The organism is Novosphingobium sp. RL4 (genome assembly GCF_035658495.1).
Lineage (GTDB): Bacteria > Pseudomonadota > Alphaproteobacteria > Sphingomonadales > Sphingomonadaceae > Novosphingobium.
Window position 1 is genome coordinate 22,543 of sequence record NZ_CP141945.1, and the last position, 26,802, is coordinate 49,344.

Annotated in this window: 20 protein-coding genes and 1 tRNA gene; 14 read left to right on the plus strand and 7 right to left on the minus strand. The window is 64.5% G+C overall.

The genetic code is table 11. The features are described from left to right. Positions 1-394: 394 nt before the first annotated feature. Entirely contained in the window at positions 395-670 is a 276-nt protein-coding gene (locus tag U9J33_RS17590) for a hypothetical protein (protein WP_054441862.1), read from the plus strand. A gap of 84 nt (positions 671-754) precedes the next feature. On the opposite strand, the gene U9J33_RS17595 is transcribed toward U9J33_RS17590, so the two are convergent. Continuing rightward, positions 755-1,339: a helix-turn-helix domain-containing protein gene (locus U9J33_RS17595; protein WP_324699548.1), complete on the minus strand. Its 585-nt coding sequence runs from the start codon at positions 1,337-1,339 to the stop codon at positions 755-757. A gap of 118 nt (positions 1,340-1,457) precedes the next feature. Here U9J33_RS17595 and U9J33_RS17600 point away from each other — a divergent pair, with 118 nt between their 5' ends. The 5 genes from U9J33_RS17600 to U9J33_RS17620 all read left to right on the plus strand — a co-directional run bounded on the left by U9J33_RS17600 (position 1,458) and on the right by U9J33_RS17620 (position 8,749). Further along, positions 1,458-2,603, plus strand: coding sequence for an efflux RND transporter periplasmic adaptor subunit (locus U9J33_RS17600; protein ID WP_054441864.1), 1,146 nt, complete (start codon positions 1,458-1,460; stop codon positions 2,601-2,603). A 3-nt stretch (positions 2,604-2,606) separates the two neighbouring features. Beyond that, positions 2,607-5,795, plus strand: a complete 3,189-nt coding sequence (locus tag U9J33_RS17605; RefSeq protein ID WP_132468864.1) for an efflux RND transporter permease subunit — start codon at positions 2,607-2,609, stop codon at positions 5,793-5,795. 2 nt (positions 5,796-5,797) lie between these two features. Continuing rightward, complete coding sequence (locus tag U9J33_RS17610; RefSeq protein ID WP_054441865.1) at positions 5,798-7,219, plus strand: efflux transporter outer membrane subunit; 1,422 nt, start codon at positions 5,798-5,800, stop codon at positions 7,217-7,219. A gap of 398 nt (positions 7,220-7,617) precedes the next feature. Then, positions 7,618-7,693: transfer RNA gene (locus U9J33_RS17615), tRNA-Ala, on the plus strand. A 147-nt stretch (positions 7,694-7,840) separates the two neighbouring features. After that, the gene (locus U9J33_RS17620) at positions 7,841-8,749 is read left to right on the plus strand and encodes a LysR family transcriptional regulator (RefSeq protein ID WP_324699549.1); all 909 of its coding nucleotides are present in this window, start codon (positions 7,841-7,843) and stop codon (positions 8,747-8,749) included. Positions 8,750-8,760: 11 nt separating this feature from the next. Here the strand turns inward: U9J33_RS17620 and U9J33_RS17625 are convergent, their stop codons facing one another. Beyond that, positions 8,761-9,084 (minus strand): excalibur calcium-binding domain-containing protein, encoded by a 324-nt coding sequence (locus tag U9J33_RS17625; RefSeq protein WP_324699550.1) that lies wholly within the window; start codon positions 9,082-9,084, stop codon positions 8,761-8,763. 239 nt (positions 9,085-9,323) lie between these two features. Between U9J33_RS17625 and U9J33_RS17630 the strand changes: the two genes are divergently transcribed. Further along, positions 9,324-10,373 carry an NAD(P)-dependent alcohol dehydrogenase gene (locus tag U9J33_RS17630; protein ID WP_324699551.1) on the plus strand — a complete coding sequence of 350 codons (1,050 nt, stop codon included), beginning with the start codon at positions 9,324-9,326 and terminating at the stop codon, positions 10,371-10,373. Positions 10,374-10,423: 50 nt separating this feature from the next. Here U9J33_RS17630 and U9J33_RS17635 read toward each other — a convergent pair whose 3' ends face one another. From U9J33_RS17635 to U9J33_RS17645, 3 genes are all read right to left on the minus strand, one after another. Beyond that, positions 10,424-11,263, minus strand: a complete 840-nt coding sequence (locus U9J33_RS17635) for a LytTR family DNA-binding domain-containing protein (protein WP_054441868.1) — start codon at positions 11,261-11,263, stop codon at positions 10,424-10,426. A 302-nt stretch (positions 11,264-11,565) separates the two neighbouring features. Continuing rightward, positions 11,566-11,997, minus strand: a complete 432-nt coding sequence (locus U9J33_RS17640) for a GFA family protein (RefSeq protein WP_324699552.1) — start codon at positions 11,995-11,997, stop codon at positions 11,566-11,568. A 170-nt stretch (positions 11,998-12,167) separates the two neighbouring features. Then, the gene (locus tag U9J33_RS17645) at positions 12,168-12,854 is read right to left on the minus strand and encodes a pentapeptide repeat-containing protein (RefSeq protein WP_324699553.1); all 687 of its coding nucleotides are present in this window, start codon (positions 12,852-12,854) and stop codon (positions 12,168-12,170) included. Positions 12,855-13,019: 165 nt separating this feature from the next. Here U9J33_RS17645 and U9J33_RS17650 point away from each other — a divergent pair, with 165 nt between their 5' ends. The 3 genes from U9J33_RS17650 to U9J33_RS17660 all read left to right on the plus strand — a co-directional run bounded on the left by U9J33_RS17650 (position 13,020) and on the right by U9J33_RS17660 (position 17,540). After that, positions 13,020-13,742 (plus strand): FadR/GntR family transcriptional regulator, encoded by a 723-nt coding sequence (locus U9J33_RS17650; protein ID WP_054441977.1) that lies wholly within the window; start codon positions 13,020-13,022, stop codon positions 13,740-13,742. 178 nt (positions 13,743-13,920) lie between these two features. Beyond that, positions 13,921-16,413: a beta-galactosidase GalA gene (gene galA, locus U9J33_RS17655; RefSeq protein ID WP_420719919.1), complete on the plus strand. Its 2,493-nt coding sequence runs from the start codon at positions 13,921-13,923 to the stop codon at positions 16,411-16,413. Between the two features lie 20 nt (positions 16,414-16,433). Then, entirely contained in the window at positions 16,434-17,540 is a 1,107-nt protein-coding gene (locus U9J33_RS17660; RefSeq protein ID WP_420719907.1) for a glycoside hydrolase family 53 protein, read from the plus strand. Between the two features lie 82 nt (positions 17,541-17,622). Here U9J33_RS17660 and U9J33_RS17665 read toward each other — a convergent pair whose 3' ends face one another. After that, positions 17,623-18,132 carry a porin family protein gene (locus tag U9J33_RS17665; protein WP_054441870.1) on the minus strand — a complete coding sequence of 170 codons (510 nt, stop codon included), beginning with the start codon at positions 18,130-18,132 and terminating at the stop codon, positions 17,623-17,625. A 526-nt stretch (positions 18,133-18,658) separates the two neighbouring features. After that, positions 18,659-21,295, minus strand: a complete 2,637-nt coding sequence (locus U9J33_RS17670) for a TonB-dependent receptor (RefSeq protein WP_221937301.1) — start codon at positions 21,293-21,295, stop codon at positions 18,659-18,661. Positions 21,296-21,472: 177 nt separating this feature from the next. Between U9J33_RS17670 and U9J33_RS17675 the strand changes: the two genes are divergently transcribed. The 4 genes from U9J33_RS17675 to U9J33_RS17690 all read left to right on the plus strand — a co-directional run bounded on the left by U9J33_RS17675 (position 21,473) and on the right by U9J33_RS17690 (position 26,766). After that, positions 21,473-23,029, plus strand: a complete 1,557-nt coding sequence (locus tag U9J33_RS17675) for a flavin monoamine oxidase family protein (RefSeq protein WP_292635854.1) — start codon at positions 21,473-21,475, stop codon at positions 23,027-23,029. 139 nt (positions 23,030-23,168) lie between these two features. After that, positions 23,169-24,098, plus strand: a complete 930-nt coding sequence (locus U9J33_RS17680) for a polysaccharide deacetylase (protein WP_324699555.1) — start codon at positions 23,169-23,171, stop codon at positions 24,096-24,098. 2 nt (positions 24,099-24,100) lie between these two features. After that, positions 24,101-25,252, plus strand: a complete 1,152-nt coding sequence (locus tag U9J33_RS17685; protein ID WP_324699556.1) for an FAD-dependent oxidoreductase — start codon at positions 24,101-24,103, stop codon at positions 25,250-25,252. Then, positions 25,249-26,766, plus strand: a complete 1,518-nt coding sequence (locus U9J33_RS17690) for an aldehyde dehydrogenase family protein (RefSeq protein ID WP_324699558.1) — start codon at positions 25,249-25,251, stop codon at positions 26,764-26,766. The genes U9J33_RS17685 and U9J33_RS17690 overlap by 4 nt, the downstream gene beginning before the upstream one ends. The last annotated feature ends 36 nt before the right edge of the window (positions 26,767-26,802 follow it).

Consider the following 26,802-nt stretch of genomic DNA (forward strand, 5'->3'; position numbering starts at 1 on the left):
AAAGCCGCGGACTGGAAAATACTGCGGAAGAGCGAGCCAGGTTCCCCTCGCCTTCATTCTCAACCTATTTAATTGACATTAAGGCGTCAAGCGACCGGGGTCAGCCGACCGGGCTTTCCTGCGAAAACTATTCTTTGCTTGCGCCAAGCCTGCCTTGGAGCGTCGCAGATGATGCAGCGAGGCAACCCGCAAATCGAATCCAGCAAATCGATTTATCCGCAGGGCGATATCCATAGCATCGATTTGTATACGGACGCGCGGCACGGGACTATCCTGACTGGACGGTCGTTCTCTTCCAGACGGCAGGCGGGTCTACAGAGACTGCCGGGAGGAGAAAAATACAGGCCGCTCAATAACATCCAGGCGAACCTGGAGTTGGGAAGGAGTTTGACGAGTGGAAGAAGGTTTCGAAGTCGATTCGGGCGACAAGGCCATCATCATCCTGCAGAGCCTGATCTGCTACCTGCGCGAGAAGAACGTGCTCAGCCGGGCGGACATCCAGGAACTGCGCGATCGCGTCGATGCGCGCATCCTTGCGGTTGAAGGTGCCGCCGCGGAAAAGGCGATGCCGTGCAATTCGGCCGCTGCCGTGGCCGCCGCGCGCGAAATGGCAAGCCTCGATGAATATTGCGGCAAGCGCTACGGCGGGAAGCACCGCAAGGCGCACTGAAACGGGTCCTGGGCATGGGCCGCACGGGGCGGCCTTGCCTGTCTGAAAACAGGCTGCCGGCCTGTTTCCGAGATTGCCTGTTCGCTATATTGCTTGCAGCGCGGCGACGATCATCCGCGCGGAGTGTTCTGCCGTGCGTTCGGCGCTCAACCTCGGCAGCGACATGCTGCGATGACCGAGCCCGAAAAGGCAGCCCAGCATCATCTCGACGGCGCCTTCCAGTTCCTCGCCCGTCAGATTCCGGTTCGCGGCGCACGCGAATTCGCGAAGATAATCCCGAAATTGCTCGCACATGGAACCGATCGTGCGTCCCACTCGTTCGTTGCGGAAGCCTTCGGCAAGGATGTCGAAGGACAATGCCTCGTGCCCTTCGTCAATGACTTGCAGGAACAGTTCCCGGAAGGTTTCCAGGACAGTCAGTTCGCCCTGATCAAGACGTCGACGCAGATCATCAAGTTCGGTAAGCTTTTCATCGAAATCGGCAATTACGATCGCCTCGATAATCTCTTCCTTGCTTTTGAAGGAGCGATAGATCAGCCCGACCGACATCTCCGCAGCAGCAGCCAGTTCCGACATCGACGTCTGGTGGAAACCGTTCGTTGCGAACAGTTCCCGCGCTGCGTTTCGGATCCGATCCCTGCTGGGTACTTTTTGCTGCACTGCACCCATTTTTCGTTCTCGTACGTATTTTTCGCTTGTATTCTCCATGGCCGATTTCTAGTGGCGATGCAATGTGAATGATCGTTCACTCTCAAATTGCCCCCCAACGATCGCAACGGATGAACCAATGCAAAAGGCGATGATTATCGGGTTTCTGGCGTGCGCCTCGGCGCTTGCGCTGAGTGCATGTGGAGAGCAGCAGCCGTCTGCGCCGCCTCCGCCCGAAGTCGGTGTCGTGACGCTCACGACCGAATCAGCAGCGCTGACGAATGAACTCCCCGGCCGTATTACCGCGCTGGAAACGGCGGATGTCCGGCCCCAGATCACCGGTGTAATCCGGCGCCGGCTGTTCACCGAGGGCAGCAACGTGCAGGCCGGCCAGCTTCTCTACGAGATCGAGGACGCGCCTTACCGTGCGGCCGTGGCGCAGGCGCAGGGCTCGCTGGCCACCGCCAATGCGACGATCCGCTCCACCGCGCTCCAGGCCCAGCGCTACAAGGACCTGATCGCGATCAACGCGGTCAGCCGGCAGCAATACGATGATGCCGCCGCCGCCGCGCAGCAGGCGCGGGCCAATGTTGCGGCGCAGCAAGGTGCGCTCCAGGCCGCGCAGGTGAACCAGAACTTCACGCGCATCCGCGCGCCGATCTCGGGCCGTATCGGCCGTTCGCTGTTCACGCCGGGCGCGCTCGTTTCGGCCGCGCAGGCGGACGCTCTGGCGACGATCCAGCGTACCGACAGCGTCTATGTCGACGTGACCCAGTCGGCCGCCCAGATCATCGACCTCAAGCAGGCGATGGCCGCCGGGGGTGTCAGCGAAGCCGACGGCGCCCGCGTCCAGCTCATCCTGCCGAACGGTTCGGTCTACCCGATCGAAGGCCGCCTCCAGTTTGCCGACGTCACCGTGGACCAGAGCTCCGGCTCCGTGATCCTGCGCGCGACCTTCCCGAACCCCAACGGCCTGCTGCTGCCGGGCATGTATGTCCGCGCCAAGCTGGTCGAGGGCCTGCGCAGCAATGTCATCCTCGCACCCCAGCAGGGCGTCACGCGCGATCCGCGCGGCCGGGCTACCGCGATGGTCGTGGGCAAGGACAACAAGGTCGAGCAGCGCCAGATCGAAACCGATCGCGCCGTCGGCGACAAGTGGATCGTCACCAAGGGCCTCAACGTCGGCGACAGGCTGATCGTCGAGGGTCTCGTAAACCTGCGGCCGGGCACGGTCGTCAAGGCGGGCATGCCGCAGCAGATCACGACCGCGGGCGGGGCGAAGTAACCCATGTCCCGGTATTTCATCGACAGACCCATCTTCGCATGGGTCATCGCCATCGTCATGATGCTTGCGGGCGTCCTGGCGATCCGTTCGCTCGCCGTGGCCCAGTTCCCCGAGATCGCGGCCCCCGCCGTCCAGATCTCCACCAGCTATCCCGGTGCGAATGCCGAGACGCTGGAAAGCACGACGACCCAGGTCATCGAGCAACAGCTTAAGGGCATCGACCACCTTCGCTATTTCTCGTCATCGAGCGATGGCGCCGGCAACCTTACCGTGACCCTGACCTTCGAGCAGGGCACCGATCCCGACATCGCGCAGGTCCAGGTCCAGAACAAGCTCACGCAGGCCACGCCGCTGCTGCCGCAGGAAGTGCAGTTGCAGGGCCTTCGCGTGACCAAGTCCACCGCGACCTTCCTGATGGTCATGGCCGTCTATGCTGATGACGGCATTCACGACCAGGAGGACGCGGGCGATTTCGTTGCGAGTTCGCTGCAGGACCCGATCAGCCGCGTCAACGGCGTGGGCGACACGCAGCTTCTGGGTGCGCAATATTCCATGCGCGTCTGGCTTGACCCGTACAAGATGGCCAACCTCGGCGTCACGACTTCGGACGTGACCTCGGCGATCCAGGCGCAGAACGCGCAGGTTTCGGCGGGCCAGATCGGCGGTACGCCTTCGCCCAAGGGGCAGGCGCTCAACGCCACGATCACCGCGCAGTCCCGCCTGCGCACGGCCGAGCAGTTCCGCCAGATCATGCTCCGCAACAACACCGACGGTTCCGTCGTCCACCTGTCCGACGTCGCGCGCGTCGAGATGGGCGCGGAAAACTACAGCTTCGGCGCCAAGCTCAACGGCTATCCGGCTGCCGGTTTCGGCATCAAGCTGGCACCGGGCGCGAATGCGCTCGACACCGTCGAAGCCGTGAAAACCCAGATCGACCAGCTCTCCAAGAACTTCCCGAGCTGGGTGAAGTACAAGTTCCCGGTCGACAATTCGACCTTCGTGAAGCTCTCGGTGGAGCAGGTGATCCACACGCTCGTGGAAGCCGTGGTGCTCGTCTTCATCGTCATGTTCCTGTTCCTCCAGAACTGGCGCGCGACGCTGATCCCGACCATCGCCGTTCCCGTCGTGTTGCTGGGCTCGCTCGCGATCCTGCAACTGGCCGGCTTCACCATCAACACGCTAACCCTGTTCGGCATGGTGCTGGCGATCGGCCTGCTGGTCGATGACGCCATCGTCGTGGTCGAGAACGTCGAACGTCTCATCCAGGACGAGGGGCTGAGCCCCAAGGAAGCGGCCCGCCGCTCGATGGACGAGATCAGCGGCGCGCTGGTCGGCATCGGCCTCGTGCTTTCGGCGGTGTTCCTGCCGATGGCGTTCTTCGGCGGTTCCACCGGCGTCATCTTCCGCCAGTTCTCGATCACCATCGTCTCATCGATGGTGCTCTCGGTGATCGTGGCGCTCGTCCTTACGCCGGCGCTCTGCGCCACGATCCTCAAGCCCAGCTCACACGGCCACGGCCACGGCGAAGGCAAGCGGACCGGTATCGCGGGCATGTTCAACCGCTTCTTCGACTGGTTCAACCGGACCTTCGATCGCGGCGTCGAGCGCTACGGCAAGGCGGTGGACAAGGTCGAACACCGCTGGGGCCGGACCATGCTGGTCTACGCCGCCATCGTGGTGGGCATGGGCCTTATCTTCCTGCGTCTTCCCGGCGGCTTCCTGCCGGACGAGGACCAGGGCATCCTGATGAACCAGGTGTCGCTGCCCGCCGGTACGACGATGGAGGAGACCGAGCGCACGCTGGCGCGTGTCCGCGATCACTACCTCAAGGACGAAAAGGCCAACGTGGCCGACGTCTTCACGATTTCCGGCTTCGGTTTCGTGGGGCAGGGCCAGAACGTGGGCCTCGCCTTCGTGCGCATGAAGGACTGGTCGGAGCGCAAGGGCGCGGAGAACACCGTGATGGCGGTGGCCCAGCGTGCCAACATGGCGTTCCAGAAGATCACGTCTGGCATGGTGATCGCCTTCGCGCCGCCCGCCGTCCAGGAACTGGGCAATGCGACCGGGTTCGAGTTCCAGCTCGTCGATCGCGGGGGCCTCGGCCACCAGAAGTTGCTGGAGGCGCGCAATCAGTTCCTCGGCATGGCCGCGGGTGACAAGCGCCTGGCGCAAGTCCGTCCCAACGGACTGGAAGATACGCCGCAGATCAAGCTGGACGTCGATCAGGCGGCTGCCGGTGCCCTTGGCATCGCGCAGGCGGACATCAACTCGACCATCAGCACCGCCATGGGCAGCAGCTACGTCAATGACTTCATTGACCGCGACCGTGTGAAGAAGGTGTTCGTGCAGGCCGACCAGCCGTTCCGCACGACGCCCGAATCGATCGGTGCGTTCCATGTGCGTGGCAGTTCGGGCGTGATGGCACCGATCTCCTCCTTCGCGACCACCGAGTGGATCTACGGTCCGGCCAAGCTGGAACGCTTCAACGGCGTGTCCTCGATGCAGATCATGGGTGCTCCGGCTCCCGGCGTCTCCACCGGCGATGCGATGAAGGTCGTGGAACAGCTTGCCACCAAGCTGCCGGCCGGTGTCGGCCTCGAATGGAGCGGTATCTCCTACGAGGAAAACACCTCGGGCGGTCAGGCTCCGGCGCTTTACGCACTGTCCATGCTGATCGTGTTCCTCTGCCTTGCCGCGCTTTACGAAAGCTGGTCGGTGCCGATCGCGGTCATGCTCGTCGTGCCGCTGGGCGTGCTCGGCGCGGTGATCGCGGCGACGCTCGTGGGGCTCAACAACGACATCTACCTTCAGGTAGGTCTCATCACGACCATCGGCGTCTCGGCCAAGAACGCGATCCTCATCGTCGAATTCGCCGAGGAGAAGATGCGGGACGGCCTCTCACCCGTGGCCGCGGCCCTGGAAGCGGGCAAACTGCGCCTGCGTCCGATCCTGATGACCAGCTTCGCGTTCATCTTCGGCGTGTTGCCGCTGGCGGTTTCGACCGGGGCGGGCGCGGGCGGCCAGAACGCGATCGGCTGGGCTGTCGTGGGCGGCATGCTCTCGGCCACCATCCTGGCCATCTTCTTCGTTCCCGTCTTCTTCACCGTCGTGAAGCGCGTGTTCCGTGAACATCACGGAAAGGACGGGGCACCTGTCGACGGCGAGGCTTCGGCCGCGCCTCAGGAGGCATGAAAATGCGAAACGTGAAAGCGCTTACGGCCACGTCGCTGGCGCTGGCGCTGGCGGCCTGCAACATGGCCCCCAAGTATGTCCGTCCCGACCTGCCGGTTCCGGCGACCAGCCCGCAAGGGTTGGCCGCGCCGGACGGGCAGGGGGCGCAGGCGGTATCGGCCGATACCGCCTGGAAGGACTTCTTCACCGATCCGCGCCTGGCGCGGGTCATCCAGACCTCGCTGGACAACAACCGCGATCTGCGGATTGCCGTTGCCAACGTCGAACAGGCCCGTGCCCAGTACCGCGTGCAGCGTGCAGATATTCTGCCCACGCTCGCGGGGAGCGGCAGCGCGACCTACCAGGACCAGCCCTTTGCCCAGCAGGCTGCGGGCGGTGCCGGCGGCGTATCCGGGCGGACCGATATCTACACCGCCTCGGTCGGGGTTTCGGCCTGGGAAATCGACCTGTTCGGCCGCGTGCGCAATCTCACCAAGGCGGCGCAGGAAAGCTACTTTGCCTCGGTCGAGAACCGTAACGCCGCGCAGACCGCGCTCATCGCCGAAACGGCAACGGCGTGGCTGACGATGGCGGCCGATCAGGAAAAGCTCCAGATCGCCCGCAATCTCGAAAAGGCGTTCGGCCAGACGTTCGACCTGACCAAGGCGCGCTTCGCCAAGGGGATCGCCTCGGAACTGGAAGTGCGACAGGCGCAGACCAGCTACGATCAGGCCCGTTCCGATATCGCCCAGGCCACGACGCTGGTGGCGCAGGACAGGAACGCTCTGGAACTGCTGGCGGGAACCAGCCTTTCGGCAGAAGATTTGCCGACCGCGCTGCCGGAAAGCGACGTCACGCTGGCCAACCTGCCGGCGGACCTGCCCTCCAGCCTGCTGCTGCGCCGTCCCGACATTGCCGCGGCGGAGCATCAGCTTATCGGTGCGAACGCCAATATCGGCGCCGCCCGCGCGGCGTTCTTCCCGAAGATCTCGCTGACCGCCGCATTCGGCACGATGAGCCTCGGCCTGTCGAACCTGTTCAAGTCGGGCAGCGACTACTGGTCGGTGGCACCTTCGGCGAGCCTGCCGATCTTCGACTTCGGCAGGAACCAGGGCAACCTGCGCTATGCCCGCGCGACGTATGATGCCATGGTGGCGACTTACGAGAAGAGCGTGCAGACCGGCTTCAAGGAAGTCGCCGATGCGCTTGCCCGGCGCGCGACGATGACCAACCAGCTCGAAGCCCAGACCTCGCTGCGCGATTCCGCGCGGGTCAGCTATCGCCTCTCGGACGCGCGGTTCCGCGCGGGCGTGGACGATTTCCTGACCACGCTGGATTCGCAGCGCACGCTCTACAGCGCCGAACAGACCCTGGTGACGACGCGGCTGACCCGCGCCAGCAACATGGTCGAGATCTATCGCGCCATCGGCGGCGGCCTCAAGTAGAGCCGGCCGGCTGCCTGAGGAAGCCAGGAGGTTCGGATGACCTGTCCCCCCGGGTCATCCGTTCCGCAGCGATTGTCCTCGTCACGCCACCGATGTGCCGGACATGTCGCGCGGACCGGGTTGGGATTGCCCAACCCGGACATCCGTCCTGACGGGGATTCCTGAAGGAACCGCGCGTCGACTTTATCGTCAAGGCAGGCGGTCTGCAGCGGTCTCGCCAGAGGGCGGAAACGGGCTGTGGAAAAAGATCGAAAAAGTTTTTCGCAGGGCGATTGTCCCTCTTGTCATGCCGGAAAAGCCGATCTAAAGGGCTGCCTCCCAAGCGGAACACGGCCTTCAAAGCCGGTTACGGCAGGGAAACCGGATCGAACCTCCCAGGTTGATCCGCTGAAATGATTGGGGCCTTAGCTCAGCTGGGAGAGCGCCTGCATGGCATGCAGGAGGTCAGCGGTTCGATCCCGCTAGGCTCCACCATTTCACCAGATACCCTTTATTCCCGAAAATCTGATCGGCCACAAACAGGCCGCGGCATCCTTCATGCAGGGCCATCTTGCGCCTGCGCGTCGGGGCCGTGCTAGAGTAGCTCTCCATGCATCCCAGCGAAGGGCGAACCAGGTTTCCATGAAGTTCAGTCGATCGGACCTTGCCGATTTCGCCTATTTCCTCGCCATCGCGCGCAATCGCAGTTTCCGGCGGGCCAGCCTTGAACTCGGCATCAGCGCCTCGGCCCTGAGCCATGCGCTGAAGGGGCTGGAAGAGCGCCACGGCGTGCGCCTGCTCAACCGCACCAACCGCAGTGTTACGCTGACAGCGGCGGGAGAGGCGTTCCGCGACGCGATCGCCGAGCATTTCGACGCGATCGATCACGCTGCGGAAGTGCTCAACCGTTTTCGCGATGCGCCGGCCGGACGCATCCGGCTTAACGTGCCGGAGGATGCGGCCGAACTGATCCTCGCCCCGGTGCTGCCCCGCTTCGTCGAACTCTATCCCGATATCGAGATCGACCTCTCGATCGACAACCGCATGATCGATGTGATCGATCAGGGGTACGACGCCGGCATTCGCTATGGCGGCACGGTGCCGGAAGACATGATCGTGCAGCGCATCTCGCCGCCGATGCGCTGGGTCGTCGCTGGTTCGCCCGCCTATTTCGAGCGTTTTGGAACGCCGCAGGTCCCGCAGGATCTCATGAATCACCGCTGCATGAAGATCAGGCTCGGCAACGACCGCATCTATCACTGGGAGTTCGAAAAGGGCGACGAGGCGGTGGCGCTCGCCGTTCCCGGTCCGCTCACCATCGGCAATTCCCGCATCGGCCTGCACATGGCGCTCAGCGGCGCCGCGCTCATCTACGCCGCCGAACCTTCTATTGCGGGTGCCATCGCGGAAGGCAGGCTGGCGATCGCGCTGGACGAATGGGGCTCCATGGGGGAGGCTTTCCATGTCTACTATTCGAGCCGCAGGCAGGTGCCCTCCGGCCTGCGCCTGCTGGTGGACCTCATCCGCGAAATGAGGCCGCTCGGGTTCTAGACCGGGCGGGATCAGGGGTAGGGTTCGCAGCCGGTCCCGTCATGGTCGCTGTCCAGGTGCTGCCCGAAGCCGCGCTCACCCCGATAGAGCGGTGCCAGCCCCCTCGCTTCAACTTCGCCGCAAGTCCGGAAAACATAGCCCTCTGGCAGCGTGTCCAGCAGGGCCTGGCGGGCAGCGCTTTCGGTACGCCATCGATCAAAGGCATTAAGCGCCAGACCGGCTGTGCCGCCGATGCAGATCGCGACGAGGAAGTATCCGCCCACCGTCTGCCATACGGAACGCGACCGTCGGCGGCGTAGCGCACGGATCGAATAGGGAGCGGGCGATCGAACCATCTGCGGATCGTGGCCGAAAGAAATGGACGATCGGTAAAAAGACCGGCTGGCCCGTTTCATCGGTTGTTTCGCTGGTGAGGGCGCGGCGCTCCGACTGGCTGCAAGGGACGATCACGATGAGTTTCGTTCATCGCTTTGTTCGATTGCCTGCGGGCTGATCCGGCGGGGGCGGACGCCTACCTGAAGGGCGCGGCGACGGTCTGCCGCGCATACTCTCTCAGTTTCAAGGACAAATTCCGATGACGAAGGCATTTGGTGCCGTCACCGAACACACTCCGCTCGTGGCGCTCGATATCGAACGCCGTGAGCCGGGGGCACACGATGTCGCAATCGATATCGCATATTGCGGCGTCTGCCATTCCGACCTGCACCAAGCGCGTGGCGAATGGGCGGGCACGCTCTACCCTTGCGTGCCGGGGCACGAAATCGTCGGCCGCGTCAGTGCGGTAGGCAGCGAAGTGACGGCCTTCAAGGTTGGCGATACCGTTGGCGTGGGCTGCATGGTCGATAGCTGCCAGCATTGCAGCGCCTGCGACGAAGGCCTTGAGCAATATTGCGACGATGGCTTCATCGGCACGTACAACGGTGCAACCGCCGATGCCCCCGGCCATACCCAGGGCGGCTATTCGCAGGCCATCGTCGTCAACGACAAGTTCGTCCTCAAGGTCAGCCACCCGGCGGAACAGCTTGCCGCCGTGGCGCCGCTGCTCTGCGCGGGGATCACCACATGGTCGCCGCTGCGCCACTGGAAAGTCGGCCCGGGCCAGAAAGTGGGCGTGGTCGGCATCGGCGGTCTGGGACATATGGGCGTCAAGCTTGCCCATGCACTTGGCGCGCATGTCGTGGCTTTCACCACTTCGGACAGCAAGCGCGAAGCCGCGCTGGCGCTCGGCGCGGACGAGGTGGTGGTCTCGCGTAATCCCGACGAGATGAACGCCCATGCGAACAGCTTCGACTTCATCCTCAACACCGTTGCCGCCAGCCACGATCTCGATGCCTTCACCGCGCTGCTCAAGCGCGACGGTACGATGACGCTGGTGGGCGTACCCGAGCGTCCCCACCCGTCACCGAACGTGGGCGCCCTGATCTTCCGCCGCCGGACCATCGCCGGCTCGCTGATCGGCGGCATCGCCGAGACGCAGGAGATGCTCGATTTCTGCGCCGAGAAGGGCATCGTTGCCGATATCGAACTGATCGACATCCACGATATCAACGAAGCCTTCGATCGCATGCAGCGAAGCGACGTGAAGTACCGCTTCGTGATCGACAACGCGACGCTGAACGCCTGATCCGGTATCCGGGCGGGCAGGGCTCCTTCGCTCTGCCCGCCCGGAGCTTCTCAGTTGCTGGACGTTTTCAGGAAGCCCTGCCTTTCGAGACTGGAAATGGAATCCCGCGCAACCGGGGCGAATTCGCCGTTGGTCAGCCGGATTACGCGGTTTCGTCCGTCCGATTCCACCGAGGCGATGCCCTCGCGGGCAACCCACCAGCTTCGATGGACCTGCTGGCCGGGGCATTCGTCCATTTCCGCGATGGCATCGCGAAGGCGCATCAGGAGCAGTTCGCTCGACCCGGCCCCGTGGACGCGAACGTAGTGGTCCTCGCTTTGAAGCGCCAGGATCGGTCCCGCGAAAGCCTTGCTGAGCCGGCGTTGCAGCCGGGGCATGCCGCTGTCGTCCAGCGGTTCGCCCAGGGCTTCGTCGCGTTCAGGCGCCGCGGCGCGAACGGGGGTATCGTCCGCGAAGCTTGCGATCCGGTCGCGGTGAGGTTGGTGTCCGTCGCTCAACTGGGCGTCGATCCGCTTGGCCCACCAGACCACGACGAGGATCGCGACCGCACTGAGCAGTGCGAGAGGGAGAATTCCCGTAAAGCCGCCCAGTGCATGGAAGAACACGCCCCCGCCCCAGACCCAGACGAGCGTGAGCGGGAAACTGGACAGCAGAACGCCCCAGAACAGCAGCGCATTTCGCGGCAGCGAGGTGGCATTGGCGATGGCGATCAGCAGCCAGATCGTGGGGCGCACCAGCACATAGGCGCCCATGAGGTGCGTGAACCAGTTCCAGGCCCGCGCCGGAAACTCGGCATCGAGATATGTGCCGAATGGGCCGAGAAAGCCCACGATCCCGGCGAGGATGACCATCGCCCAAAGCTCCAGCAGGCCCCGACGCACCCAACTCATGTCATCGCCTCCCGATCCGCGCTGCGCAGGCTGGCAGATGTCCGTAATTTCGCGGTGTTAGGCAAGGGGCTGAGGCGAAGTTGCCGATGAGGTAACGCAGCGGCGGTTGCGACTTGCGCGGCGCGTGTGAAAGTCCGACCGAGACGGCCTGCCGATTGAAACCCGCTTTTTTCCGATGCGCCTGATAGCGGACGCAGGGCCGAGGGCGCATTAACAACCGCTGCGCGTCCCTGTCGGTCGCTTGACGTGGGGGACACCTGGACGAATTCCGCGAGGGATCGATATCCACGTATCCGGGGCGTTCAGCCGGGCAATCCATCCATCGTGACAACCTTTTCCAGATCGACATCCCAGTCTGCACGGCTGGCGCAACAGATGTGTGCGGTCGGTCGAATTTCGACGGGGCCATCGAGGCAGCCGGCGGGAACCTTGAGCAGTGCGCCATCCATCTGGACATCGGGGAGCGCTGACCCGCACTCAACGCAGAAGCTGCGTTGGTGCCGGGTGCCGGGCAGCCGAAAAATTTTCACTTCAGCCTCTCCGGCCACCCAATGGAGCGATGCGTCAGTCGCGAAGAGATTGGCGCCATGGGCCGTGCCGCTTCCCTTCCGGCACCGCGAGCAATGGCAGAGGAAGAAGCTGTCGAAGCTGCCGTTGATGTCGAAGCGAACTGTTCCGCAAAGACAGGAGCCGGAAATGTTGGACTGGTTCGAGGACGCCGAGCACATGAGCATTTAGTTAGTGCGCATGTCGAACCTGGTCCAGCGATATGGTCGCAGTGTTTTCCATCACCGGGTGAAAGCCGGAGCGGGACAATCGCCTATCGGCTCAAACGTGGTCACGGCCCTTCGAGCTGACGCACCTGCTCGTTGACGACGGCCTGACCGCGCCGGATTCACGCGCTCTAGCTGACCTTGAGGCCCAGTTCGCGCAGAAGCAGGCCTGCCTGATCGGCCGAAATCGTCGCGCCGCGAAAGGGGGCGGCGTCCACGAGGCGCAGGCCGCCGAGGTCGGCGCCGCGCAAGTCGGCGCCGTCGAACCGGGCGCCGTCGAGGCCGGCTTCGCGCAAGCTGCATGCTTCGAAGGTCGCCTGCCGGAAATCGCACTTCCGCAAGTCCGCCGTCGAGAAATCCACGCGCTTCAGAACCGTCTTGCGGAAAGAGTGGCCGAGCAGCTTGGCATCGATCAGCAAGGTTTCCTCGAACCGGATCTCCACGCCTTTCGTATCGGAAAAGTCGGCGCCGGTCAGCTTGCATCCGGTGAAGGCGGCCGAATGCAGGGTGGCTTTCCTGAAAGCGCCGTTGTTGAAATCGCTGGCAGTGAAGGCCGCGCCGGTGAGGTCGGCGGCGATGAAGTTCACGAAAGCGCCCCGGCAGGATTTCCAGGCCGTATCTTCCAGCATCGCGCCCCCGAAATCGGCCTTGCGGAAGTTGCAGCGTTCGAATTGCCAGCCCGAAAGGTCGAGGCCGGACAGGTCGGCTTCCTCCAGATCGCATTCGGCCAGCGTGCGCGGCGTGCCGCACAGGTTGCGGATGTCCCCGCGCGTGAGGGTCCGGCCGGTCAGGGCAGCGGCGGAAAACAGATCGTCCATCCCGGCTTGCTAGCCTGCGAAAGGCCGACATGCCAGCGCCGAGGCCAAGGCAGCGATGGTGCGGGCAAATGCATTCGTGCCAAGCAATGAAATGCTTAAAGGACTTGTGCTGGCGGCGCCGGGTCTATTTATATGATTAAAGATATAATGGGAGAGCGCAACCAGATGCAAGTCAAGCAGCAGGAGACCCGCAGTTCTCTGGGGCGGAACCTCACTTACGGCCTGCTCGATCGACTGGGTTCGCAGATCATCGGCGGTGTATATGCCGAAAAGCCGTTTCCGACGGAAGCCGAACTTTCCGTGCAGAACGGCGTCAGCCGCTCGGTCACGCGCGAAGCGGTGAAGATGCTGACGGCCAAGGGGCTGGTCAGTGCCCGGCCCCGACAAGGCACGGTGATCCAGCCTTCCAGCGAATGGAACCTGTTCGATACCGATGTGCTGCGCTGGATGCTGGAAAAACGGTTTTCGATCGATCTCCTCAAGCAGTTCAGCCAGTTGCGCGTCGCGATCGAGCCTGCCGCCGCCGCGCTGGCGGCCAGGGAGGCGGACGAGGCAGGGCTGGGATCGATCGCTGCCGGCTTCGCCCGGATGCAGGCTGCCGAAGAAGGACGGGACGATGTGCTGGAGGCTGATGTCGCCTTCCACGTCGCGATCCTGAGCGCATCGGGCAATCCGTTCTTCGGGCAGTTCCGCGACGTGGTGTCCACCGCCCTGAAGACCTCGATCCGCTACACCAACCGGATCGTCGGGCGCAGCGCCGATCTTGAGTCTCACGAGCGGGTGAAGAACGCCATCCTGTCTCGCGATCCCGAGGCTGCTCACGATGCGATGAAGCTCATCATCGTCGATGCCCTGGATGCGATCGAGCATAACGAAGGCGAGAGCTGAAGGCCAAAGGGCGGCGGGGAAGGGCGGAAAACGATCTGCCGCAAACGATTGACCGCCGTAACCATATATATCATACAAATGGAAAGAAGACGGGAGGGCCTGAACCGGCAAGGACTGCGATCCGCAAGGATCGTCGGCCCTCCCAGCTACGCAGCTGCCGTGAGAGCCCAGACCGATGATGGACGACCAGACGATTTCCACCGACCGCCGCACTGCCATGGCGCTGGGCCTTGCGGGCCTCGGCACGGCGAGCCTTCCCGGCATCGCCCTGGCCGAAACGACGACGCAGGGGCGGGCAGAGGATTCCCCGCGCCGTTCGGTGCTGCTGGCGGAAGGGTGGCGCTTCCATCTCGGCCATGCCGCGGACATGGCGAAGGATTTCGATTTCGGCCTGAACCAGCGCACGTATGCCAAGCCCGGCCGCGACGTTTCGCCCGCCACGCTGGCCGATTTCGATGACAGCGGCTGGAGCGCAATCCGCGTTCCTCACGACTGGGCGGTGGACCTGCCCTTTGCCGCGCCCGCCGCGCCTGCGGAGAAGGACAAGGAAGACGCTGTCGCCGCGCACGGTTTCAAGGCGATCGGGCGCGCATTCCCGCAGAACAGCGTCGGCTGGTATCGCTGCCGCCTGCCGGTGGGCGCGGCTGACAAGGGACGCGCGGTCTGGCTGGAATTCGATGGCGTGTTCCGCAATTGCAAGGTCTTCGTGAACGGCTTCGAGGCGGGCGGCAGCGCCAGCGGCTATGCTCCGTTCCGCGTCGATATCGCCGATTTCCTCGATTACGAAGGCGGCGCCAACCAGGTTGCGGTGCGCGTCGATGCCTCGCTGGGCGAGGGCTGGTTCTATGAGGGGGCGGGGATTTACCGTCACGTCACGCTGGTCAGCGCGGCTGCCTGCCACGTTCCCCAGTGGGGCACATGCGTCCGCGCGGAAGTGGACGGCGAAGGGGCCGCTGTCACCATCCTCACCACCCTGGCGAACGACGCCGAAAGCCCGGCGAAAGTGACCGTGCGCCACGCGGTCCATGATGCGGAAGGGCGGCAGGTTGCCATGGCGGCCGATCACCTTGCCGAGCCGGCCGCGCTCGGCAAGGTGGAGTTCGAGCAGACCGCACGCATCCGGGCGCCCCGGCTCTGGTCTCCGGCAAGTCCCTATCTCTACCGGCTCACCACCGAAGTCCTGCGCGATGGCGTGGTGGTGGACAGGACCGAGACCGCGTTCGGCGTGCGCACCGTGACCTTCGACGCGGTTCGCGGGTTCACCATCAACGGGCAGAACGTGAAGCTGCTCGGAGTCTGCAACCATCAGGACCACGCCGGCGTCGGCGCCGCGATCCCCGATGCGCTGCACGAATGGCGCGTTGACCGCACGCTGGAAATGGGCGCCAATTCCTGGCGCAGCGCACACAATCCCTCCGCGCAGGTCCTGCTCGACATCTGCGACCGCAAGGGCATGATGATGATCGCGGAAACGCGGCTCAACACCACCAACCCCGAGGCGATGGACGAGCTGGAGCGGATGATCCTCTCCTCGCGCAATCACCCTTCGATCATCCTCTGGTCGGTTGGCAACGAGGAAGGCCATCAGGGTTCGGAGCGCGGCCGCCGCATCTCGGCCGAACTGGTAGCGCGCTGCAAGGCGCTGGATCCCACCCGCCTCACCACCCAGGCCATGGACCAGGGCTGGGACGGCGGCGCTGCCGAGGCGGTGGATGTCGTCGGCTTCAATTACCGCACCGACAAGATCGCCGCCTGGCACGAACGGCACACCGACAAGCCGGTGATCGGCACCGAGACCGGCAGCACGGTCTCCACGCGCGGCGCGTACGAGAACGACGAGGCCCGGCACATCGTCAAGGCCTATGACACCGAGCACCCCTGGTGGGCATCGACCGCCGAGGAATGGTGGACGATCGTGGCGAACGCGCCCTACATTGCCGGCGGCTTCATCTGGACCGGGTTCGACTATCGCGGCGAGCCCACGCCCTATCCGGCGTTTCCCAGCGTTGCCAGCTACTTCGGCGCGATGGACAGCTGCGGTTTCGCCAAGGACAACTACTTCTACTACCGCGCGTGGTGGCGGCCGGACCAGCCGCTGGTCCATCTCCTGCCGCACTGGAACTGGGCGGGCCGCGAGGGGCAGCCGATCCCGGTGTGGGCGCACGGCAACTGCGCGGAGATCGAACTGCTGCTCAACGGCAAGTCGCTGGGGCGCAAGCCGATGCCGCGCAACGGCCACCTCGAATGGCAGGTGCCCTATGCGCCCGGCAAGCTGGAGGCGCGCGGGTACAACGGCGGCAAGGTCGTCGCCCGTGACCAGCGGGTGACGGCATCGGCCCCGGCGAAGCTCAAGCTCACTGCCGAGCGCGTCCGTCTCGCCGCAGGCGGCGCCGATCTTTCGGTGCTGCGGGTCGAAGTGCTCGACAAGGCCGGAAATCCGGTGCTCACGGCGGACAATGCGCTGCGCTTCAGCGTCAGCGGCCCGGCGCGGATCATCGGGCTGGGCAACGGCAATCCCACCTCGCTGGAGGCCGACAAGGGCGACAGCCGCAATGCGTTCAACGGCCTTGCGCAGGCCATCGTGCAGGGCAGCGGTTCCAGCGGCTCGGCCCGCGTCACCGTGTCCGGCGAGGGGCTTTCGCCCGCCGCCATCGATCTCTTTTTCCACTGACCGGCCGCAGGAGAATACCGGTGAAGAACGTCATTCGCGCCGCGCTTGCGGCCTCCACGCTGCTGGCTGCGACTTCGGCTCATGCCGAGACCAAGCTCTATCTCGGCGCCGACCTGTCCTTTGCCAACGAGATGGAGGACTGCGGCGCCGTGTTCCGCCAGAACGGCAAGCCCGTCGATCCTTTCGTGCTTCTGAAGGCAAAGGGCGGAAACCTGATGCGCGTGCGGATCTGGAACGATCCGCAGTGGACGAAGTATTCGAACTACGAGGACGTGCTCAAGACCATCCGCCGCGCCCATGCCGCCGGGCTGGAGGTACTGCTGGACTTCCATTACTCCGACGACTGGGCCGATGGCGACAAGCAGATCGTGCCGGCCGCCTGGGCCAAGATGGACACCCAGCAGCAGGTGCGCGCGCTGCATGACTACACGCGCGAGGTGCTTTCGAAGCTGAACGCGGCGGGGGAACTGCCCGAACTGGTGCAGGTCGGCAACGAGACCAACCCCGAAGTCATGGGCGGCACCAAGGACAAGCCGATCGACTGGAAGCGCAATGCCAACCTGCTCAACGCCGGCGTCGCGGCCGTGCGCGAGGTTTCGAAGGAGACGGGCAAGCCGATCCGGGTCATGCTGCACATCGCCCAGCCCGAAAACGTCCTGCCCTGGTTCGACGATGCGACGGCGGCGGGCGTGCTCGACTATGACATCATCGGCGTGAGCTATTACTCCAAGTGGTCGAAATACAACCTCTCGGGCCTGGCCAAGGTCATCGACACCGCGCACAAGCGCTACGGTGCGGATGTCATGGTGGTGGAGACGGCCTATCCCTTCACCGAGGATAGCGCCGATGCCTCTACCAACCTGCTCGGCACGGATTCGCTGATTCCCGGCTATCCGGCAACGCCGAAGGGGCAGTTGAAGTATCTTGAGGACCTGACGCAGACCGTGGTCGATGCGGGCGGGAACGGCGTGGTCTACTGGGCGCCGGACTGGGTTTCCACGCAGTGCAAGACGCGCTGGGGCACCGGATCGAACTGGGAAAACGCCGCCTGGTTCGACTTGCGGAAGCACGAAGTGGTGCCGGGCATGGACTTCCTCTCGAAGACTTACGTGAAGGCCTCGAAATAACGCAAAACGGGAAGGGCGGCCCCCTGGGGGGCAACCCTTCCCGTCCTTTTGCCTTCCCGTCTCGGTGGCGGGTTGGAAGCTCTTAGAAACGCATGCCTACGCCGACGACTGCCGCGTCACGGCCGCCGAAGTTCGCTTCGTATTCGGTGCGCTGGTATTCGGCCGAAATGTAGGTCTTCGGCGTCACCGCATATTCCAGGCCGCCGCCGTAGCGCACGCCCTCAAGCGAATAGTTGCCGCCGGCCACCGGCTCGAAGCGGGTGCTGGTGTAGCCGACCTTGCCGAAGGCCAGGACCTTGGGGGCGACCACATAGCCCGCGCGGAGCGAGGCGGTGATGTCGCGGCTCACGTCGGTCGTGGCGCTGTCGGTGGTGGAGTCGCCGAAGGAGACTTCCGGGCCCACGGTGATGCGCGGCGCGACGGCAACGTCGTAGCCGGCGTTCACGCCGTAGGAGAAGCCTTCATCGCCCTGAATCTTGTCGAAGCCCATGGTGACGCCGGCGCGGGGGCCGGTGAACGCTTCGGTGTCCTGCGCCATGGCGGGAACCGAAAACGAAGCGGCAAGAGCGGCCGAAAGTGCAATGTACTTCATGGTAATCCTCATAATAGTCCTGCGACACAAAGGTCGTCTTATCTCCAAGGCAAAGTTATTGTTCTGAGATGAGCGCAGATATTCGCGATCATCGTTCAGGAATTAATATTTCTGAAAAATTTCGTATATATTTCTCAGGAAATATATCATCTTGAACAATGCCCTGGGACGAGTTCCCTATGTCGTTCCAAGACTGTACTCAAAGTTAATGGGCCGTATGGGCACCATTCACAAATGTGACAGGTTGGATAAGGTGCCGGTGCAAAGCGCGCTTTTCCGGGCTTCCGGCGGGTTGCAGAGGATGCATTTTCCCGCGCCGGCTTGTGCGGGATACCCTGAAAAAATTGTATTTTCTTCCGCGCCGCGCGCGAATCGCTGGCGGCGATGGCGCTGGCGGGCGGCGTTTCGCGCCGCGGGCGCGCACAAAAAAGGGGCGCCGGGAGGAGATGGCGCCCCTTTTCGTGTTTCCTGCCCTCATGGAGGGCCGGAATGACGGCCCCGCTTGCGCACGGGGCCGGTTGGGAGATCAATATTTGAAGGTCACGTCCATCAGGTAGCTGCGGCCGTACTTCTCGTAACGGGCGATCTGGTCGGGATCGTTGTTCCAGTAGAAGCGGGCGACCTGGTTGGTCAGGTTGTTGGCCTGGAGGCGCACCGAGAAGTTCTTGGTCACGGCGTAGGACACGCTGGCGCCCAGCGTCGTCTCGGATTCGAGGCGGGTGAGCTGCGAGGCGTCCCAGCCGTAGATCACGGTGAACGGGCTGTGATGCTTGAGCGCCACGCGGGCATCGATGCCATGGTCGGAATACCACAGGTCGATTTCGCCGGTGAACTTGGTGAGGCCCACGCCCGGGAACGGATTGCTGACCGGGGCCAGTTCCTTCACGTTGGAATCCACGAAGCTGGCGTTCGCGTAGAGGCCGAACTTGTCGAGTCCGGGGATGAAGTAGAACGGCGTCTGCAAGGTCGCCTCGACACCGGCGATGTAGCCGCCCTTGCCGTTGCGCGGCGAGGTGATCTGGTAGGTGTCGCCGCCGATCGTTTCCTGCGTCTGCGTGTAGCCGACGTTGCTGCTGACGTCCTTGTAATAGCCCGCCACCGCGACGAGCGCGTCCTTGTGGAAGTACCATTCCAGCGAGAGGTCGCCCTGGGTCGCCATGAACGGCTTGAGGTGCGGGTTGCCGCCCGATCCGGTGTTGGTCGGCGGGTAGTTGCTCAGCGCCATGCTGGCGCGCAGCTCGTCGAGCGGCGGGCGGGACAGGACGCGGGCGGCGCCGGCGCGCAGCTTCAGGCTGTCGGTCAGCTCGAAGTTGAGGTTGAGGCTGGGCAGGACGCGGAAGTACTTGTCGTTCTCGCGCACGGGATCGAACACGGTGACGTTCTGCTGGAGATCGTTGTCCCAGTAGGTCCGGCCCGAGAAGGCGTTCGAATGGGTCGAGACGTTGACGAAGCGGACGCCGAGGTTGCCGGTGAAGCCGTTGCCCGCGAAGTCCGACATCACGTAGCCTTCGAAGTTATCCTCCTTGACCCGCCAGTACTTCGACTTGTCGCGCTCGGGCGTGCCGATTGCGAGGTATTCGGCCGCGAGCGTTTCGTAATTGCCCCAGACCAGGTTGGGCACGTTGAAGGTGCCCACCGAGAATTCGGTCAGGTACGAAGGATCGATCGTCAGGTTGCCGAGCGTCTTCGTGTTCACCGTGGCGGTATAGGCGTCGTAGCTCTTCACGCGGTTGGAGTAGCGAAGACCCCCGCCGAAGCCGGTGAAGAAGCCGTCGTGGATGTGGCGATAGACGTCCACCTGCGCGGCGCCGAGGTCGTCCTTGAGGCGCTGCGGGCCGTCGTACTGGCCGGCGTAGTAGCTCGGGATGACCTGGTTGTTGACGTCACCCGGGTTGGAACTGACGGAGACGCTGGGCACCGAGCCGCGCCCGGTCGAGAAGGTCGTGCTCGCCGGATAGAGTTCGGTGGCGATCGCGCCCCACGAATTGTCGCGGCGCGCGCGCGAGTAGGAGCCGTCGAACTTGGCCGTCCAGTCGCCGTCGTCGTACTTGGCGTTGAAGCCGGTCACGAACAGGTCCTTGTCCTCCTGGTAACGGGCAAGGACATTGGTGACGGAGGAATAGTTGTTCAGCGTGGCGCCGGTGATCGTGTTGCCCGACAGCGTGTAGCTGCCGTCCTGGTAGATATCGCCGGGGGCGCCGATCTCGCCGCCCCAGTCGCCCCAGCCGTTCTGGCGGCCGTACCACTGCTGCGACTGGTGCTCGTCGATCTTCACCTTCGAGTAGAGGACATCGAGGTTGATGTCCCAGTTCGCGGTGGGCTGCCACTGGATCGCGCCGGTGGTGGACCAGCGGGTTTCCTTGAGCGCCTTGATCTCGGTCTGCGCGCCCCAGGGTGCGTTGACCGGCTGGCCGTTCAGCGTGGGGGCGTCTTCGCCATTGATGTCGTAAGTGTTGTAGCCCCAGCCCTGGAACGAGTTGTAGCCGTTCTTCTGGCGCTGGAAGGTGCCGCCGACGACGACGGCGAGATTGTCGGTGATCTTGCCGACATACTGCGCGCTGCCGCGCGAACCCCAGCCGGAATAGCCGGGAATGTCCTTGCCGCTGTCATTGTAGAGCGCGCCGGCGCGCGCCGTGAGCGCGGGGCCCTGGTAGTCCAGCGGGCGCACGGTACGGATGTCGATCGTGGCCGCGACGCCGCCCGAGATGATGTCGGCCGACTGCGACTTGTAGACGGTCACGCCCGAGACGATTTCCGAGGGATAGATTTCCCAGCGGACATTGCGATCCGGCTCGGACGAGGCGACTTCGCGGCCGTTGATGAGGCCGAGCACGAGGCGCGGGCCAAGGCCGCGCACGGCCGCCTGGCTGGCGTTGCCGCGATCGCGCGTGGCGGTGACGCCGGGCAGGCGCTGCAGCGAATCGGCGATGGTGACGTCCGGCAGCGCGCCGATGTCCTTGGAACTGATCGTCTCGGTAACGACCGAGGCCGCGCGCTTGGCGTTCAGCGCATCGCGCAGCGAGGCGCGCAGGCCGGTGACGACGATTTCCTCGTCCGTCGTATTGCCTTCGGTCCCGGCCGTCTGGGCGACGGCGGGCGTGGCAACGAGTGCGATGGCGAGAAAGCTGGCACCGCCCATGCGGCGCCGGATTGCGGATTTCATAATTCCCCTCCCAGCTTCGGTTCTTATTTATCGGATAAATAATTTGTCAGACAAATAGAGTCAAGCGTCATTCGCGCATTCGGGCAGGGGGTTTCAACCGAAATCGCCGCCCGTTTATCCGCCTGATGGGCATCCATGCAGCGCGGCTTCGAACACGGGCTGCCGTCTGTACCGTCGATGGCTCTAGAACCGTTCGCGGCAGGCCATCGGGACGATATCTCCCCGATGTGGACCGGCGAGCCAAAGGAGCAGGCAGGCATGGTGATGGACAGGCGCAAGTTCACGCTCGGCGCGGCGGCGTTCGGCATGGGAGCGCTGGCATCGGGCCTGCCCGCCGTCGCCTCCGCCCGCGCGGCGCCGGCGAAGGGCGCTGGCAAGGGCGCCGCGCGTTCGGGAGAGCCGGACGTGCTGGTGCTGGGCGCAGGCATTTCCGGGCTTCAGGCGGCCTGGCTGCTGGAGGAGCAGGGGCTCAAGGTCACCGTGATCGAGGGGCGCAGCCGCGTGGGCGGGCGGATCATGACCCTGCTGGACCAGCCCGGCTATCCCGAAATGGGCTTCAATTCGATGGGCGAAGGCTATGGCCGCGGCCTCGATATCGCCCAGCGTGCGGGTGTGGAGATGCAGGAAGTGGGCGCGCGCTACCGCATCGGTCCGCCCAGCCTGCTCTATATCGGCGACCAGCCGCTCACCCGCGAGGAATGGGCGAAGTTTCCGGGCAACCCCTTCCCCGATGCGTTGAAATCGGTGCTGCCGGCAGAGCTGGTGCCGATGCTGGTCGCCCAGAAGACGCGGCTGGAGGACTGGAATTCGTGGCACGACCCGGTCAATGCGAAGCTCGATATCTCGCTGCACGATTTCCTGCGCCAGCAGGGGCTGTCCGACCAGGCGATCCACCTCTCCTACGATATCGCGCCCTATTACGGCATGAACGCCTATGACGTTTCCGCCCTGCTCAGCGAGTACAACGACGGCTTCGTGAAGGCGCAGATCGCGGCGGGGCCCAAATCCTTCGCGGTGAAGGGCGGCAACCTGCTCATGCCGATGGCGCTGGCGAAGCAGATGAAGGGCGACGTCCTGCTTGGCCGCGAGATCGTGGCGATCACGCAGGACGGCGGCCGCGCCACGGTACACTGCGCTGACGGTGCGACCTTCTCCGCCCCCAGGGTGATCTGCTCGCTGCCGTTCTCCGCCCTGCGCAACGTGCGGATCGAGCCCGGCCTTTCGGGCGTGCAGGCGCAGGCGGTGGCGCAGCTTGGATATCAGCCGATCTCGATGGTCTTCGTCACGGCCGAGGCCCCGTTCTGGGAACAGGACGGCCTCTCGCCCGGCATGTGGACGGACGGCGTGCTCGGCAACGTCATCCCGCAGCGCTACGGCGACGATCCGCAGCAGATCACCGGCTTCATCGTCCAGGCCCGCGCCAACCTTGCGAACTACTGGGACCGGATGGGGGCCGAGGCGGTAAAGGCCATGGTCGTCGCCCGGATCGAGGCCCTGCGTCCGGCGGCGAAAGGCAAGCTGGCCGCGCATTCCTACTTCAGCTGGTCGCAGGAAAAGTTCAACCTCGGAGACTTCTCGTACATCGCGCCCGGGCAGGTCGCCTGGATGGACGAGATCGCCAAACCCGCGGGCAGCCTGTTCTTCTGCGGCGAGCATACCGCCACGGGTGCGCGCGGCCTCGAAGGCGCTCTGGAATCGTCCGAGCGCGTCGCTCTTGAAGTCCTCGGCATGTGAATGCCATGAAGTGCCGCCCCCGCGCCCGCTGACAGGCCAAGCCGCTGTTCGCAAGGCGGAGAGTTGCGGTGCGGGGGTGGGGAAGGGTGCCCGGAATATGGTTCGGGTCCAACAACACGTCGCAAGCGAGAATTGTCCCATGGAATACGATTACGTTCCCCTTCCGCAGCGCCAGCCCCTCAAGTGGCCGAACGGCGCGCGGGTTGCCCTGATCCTGACGTTCAATCTCGAAACCTGGGACCTCACCAAGGATACCGACAAGCCCTATTACGCGGGCGGCCCGGCCATCCTGCCTGACGTGCTGCCGGGCAACACGCCCGATTTCCCGAACTTCACCTGGCGCGAATATGGCCAGCGCGTGGGCATCTGGCGCCTGTTCGACCTGTTCGACGAACTGGGCGTTCCGGCCAGCTGCACCACCAATGCCGTGACTTTCGAACGCCGCAAGGCGATGACCGACGCGGTGCTCGAACGCGGCTGGGAACTGCTGACCCACAACTGGGAACAGGGCGAACTGCTGACCAACTTCGCACACCAGCCGGAAAAGGAGCGCGACATCGTCCTGCGCAGCCTTGAGCAGTTCGAGAAGTACACCGGCCGCAAGTCCAAGGGCTGGCTCTCCTCCAGCCTGCGCGGCACGATGCAGACCGCCGATATCCTCGCCGAGCAGGGCTGCACCTTCTACTGCGACATCATGAACGATGATCAGCCGTTCCTGCTGCGCACGCCCAACGGCCAGATTGTTTCGGTGCCATATTCCAATGAAATCAACGATTTCACTTTCATTACTCGAAAGAACTTCACCACCGACCAGTTCCGCGATGCGCTGATCGAGGAACTTGATGTGCTTTATGAAGAAGGCGGCAAGACCGGCCGGATCATGAACGTCGGCCTGCATCCGCACGTCTCCGGCCGTGCCCATCGCGTGCGCGCGCTGCGGGAGTTCATCGAACACGCCAAGTCGCTCCCCGGTGTCTGGTGGGCCACCCGCGAAGAGATCGCCGAATGGTATCTCCAGAACCATGAGAGCCACATTCCCGGTCAGTTGACCGGCGGATCGGCGGCCTGACGATGGCGCGCGCCGAAAGCATCGTCATTGTCGGCGGCGGCATCGCGGGCATGACCGCCGCCGCCGCTCTTGCGCAGGAAGGCTTCAAGGTCACGCTGCTGGAAAGCGCGCGTGAATTCGGCGAGATCGGGGCGGGCGTCACGCTCTCCCCGAACGCCATGAAGGGCCTCGACTTCATCGGCGTCTGCGAGGAAGCGGCGAGCGCGGGCGTGGAGCCCAGCCGCCAGCGCATCCAGCACTGGCAGGACGGCCGCACCATCGTCGCCAAGGACCGATCTGACCAGCGCGACAAGTACGGCGCGCCTTACGTCACCATCCACCGCGCCGACCTGCACGAAGTCCTGCTGGGCGCGGCGCGGCGGGCGGGCGTCGATCTGCGCACCAGCGCGGGCGTGGTCTCCAGCGAAGGCAATACGGTGACGCTGGTGGACGGTTCGATCGTGACCGGCGACCTGATCGTCGGCGCGGACGGTGTGAAGTCGGTGATCCGCGAACGGTTCGAGACCACGCCGCCGCACTTCACAGGCCATGTCGCCTGGCGCTGCCTGGTGCCGGTGACGCCGGAATTGCAGGAACTTTCGGACTTCCCCGGCATCATCATCGGCCCCGGCGCGATGATCACGCGCTACAACATTCGCGGGTCCACGGCGATGAACCTGGTGTTCTTCTCGCGGCAGGACGGCTGGAACGAAGAGGGCTGGACCACTCCGGTCGATCCCGGGGAGGTCCGCAAGGTCTACGAAGGCTGGTGCACCGATGCGCAGAAGCTGATCGCCGCGGCCTGCGAGCAGCCGATGTACAAGTGGGCGATCAACGCCCGCACCGCGCTGCCGGGCTGGATCATCGACGACAACGTGACCCTGATCGGCGATGCCGCCCATGCCATGACGCCGTTTCTTGGCCACGGCGCGGCCTGCGGGATCGAGGACGGCGTGGTCCTTGCCCGCGCGCTGGCGGCATCGGCCACCATCGGCGAGGGTCTTCGTCGCTACGAGGCCGCGCGCCACGAACGCGCGACTTTCATCCAGGCGGAAAGCAACGCCAACGCCGACCGGATGCAGGGCCAGAACACCGACTTCTTCGGCCTTGAAGGCACCAAGGACGAGGAATCGCTGGGCCTGTTCAACTACGATTGCAGGACAGTACCGGTATGAGCGCGGTTCCCTTTGCCCCCGTTCCCTTTGATGGCCATAAGATCGCGCCTGAAACCGAGGCGTTTCTCGGCCAGACCCACAAGCTGCTGATCGGCGGCGAATGGGTGGAAGGCAGCGGGGAACTGGCCAGCCGCGATCCGGCGACCGGCCTCGAACTGACCCGCGTGCAGACCGGCGGCGCGGCGGAAGTGGACCTTGCGGTTGCCGCCGCGCGGCGCGCCTTCGACGGGCCGTGGTCGCGCATGACCGTGGCGGAGCGTACCGCGCTGATGCACCGGCTGGCCCGGATCATGGAGCAGAACGCCACGCTGCTCAGCCAGCTCGATATTCTCGACAACGGCATGCCCGGTTTCATCGCCGGGCTCACCACCGCCAACTGCGTCGAGATGATCGACTATTATGCCGGCGCGGTGATGCGGATCGAGGGCACCACCACTGCCCCGCCGCGCCATATCGCGGCCGAGACCGAGGCGCTGACGTATACCCTGCGCGAGCCTGTGGGCGTGGTTGGCCAGATCGTGCCGTGGAACGTGCCGCTCTCCACCGCGATCCTCAAGCTGGCCCCGGCGCTGGCGGCGGGCTGCACGGTCGTGGTCAAGCCTTCGGAAGAGACGCCGCTTTCGGTATTGGCGCTCGGCCAGATGGTGCTCGATGCGGGCTTCCCGGCGGGCGTGGTCAATATCGTCAACGGTCTTGGCGGTGATGCCGGGGCGGCGATCGCGGCGCATCCGGGGATCGACAAGGTCTCGTTCACTGGCTCCACCGCAACCGGGCGCAAGATCGTTTCGGCGGCGCTGGGCAATCTCAAGAAGGTAAGCCTCGAACTGGGCGGCAAGAGCCCGGTCATGATCATGCCGGATGCCGACCTTGCGCTGGCGGTGCCGGGCACGGCGATGGCCACGTTCTTCCTGCAGGGCCAGAACTGCATGGCTGGAACGCGCATCTTCGCCCATGCCGATGTGCATGACGAACTGGTGGCGGGGCTCAAGGCTTTCGCGGAATCGATGACGCTGGGTCACGGGCTGGACCCTGCGACGATTCAGGGGCCGATGATCTCCGACGCCCATTGCGCCAAGGTCATGGGCTATATCGAGGGGGCCGAGGCGGCCGGGGCCAGGCTGGTGACGGGCGGCGGGAAGCTGGACCGCCCCGGCAACTTCGTCCGCCCGACGATCTATACGGACTGCCGCCCGGACATGGCGCTGGTGAAGGAGGAGATCTTCGGCCCGGTGATGGCGGTGATGAAAGTGGAAACCACCGACCTCGACGAGCTGGCGGCACTGGCCAACGACACGCCTTACGGGCTTTCCGGCTCGGTCTGGACGAAGGACCTGTCCACCGCGCACCGGCTGGTGAAGCGTATCCGGTCGGGCCATGTCTCCATCAACTGCCACGGCGCGGTGGGGACGAACATTCCGTTCGGCGGCTACGGCCAGTCCGGCTGGGGCCGGGAGTTCGGCAAGGAAGGGCTCGACGGTTACCTGGAAACCAAGGCGGTAACCGCGCGGCTCTGAACGGGCGCTACATCGGGAAACAGGAAAGGGAGGCCC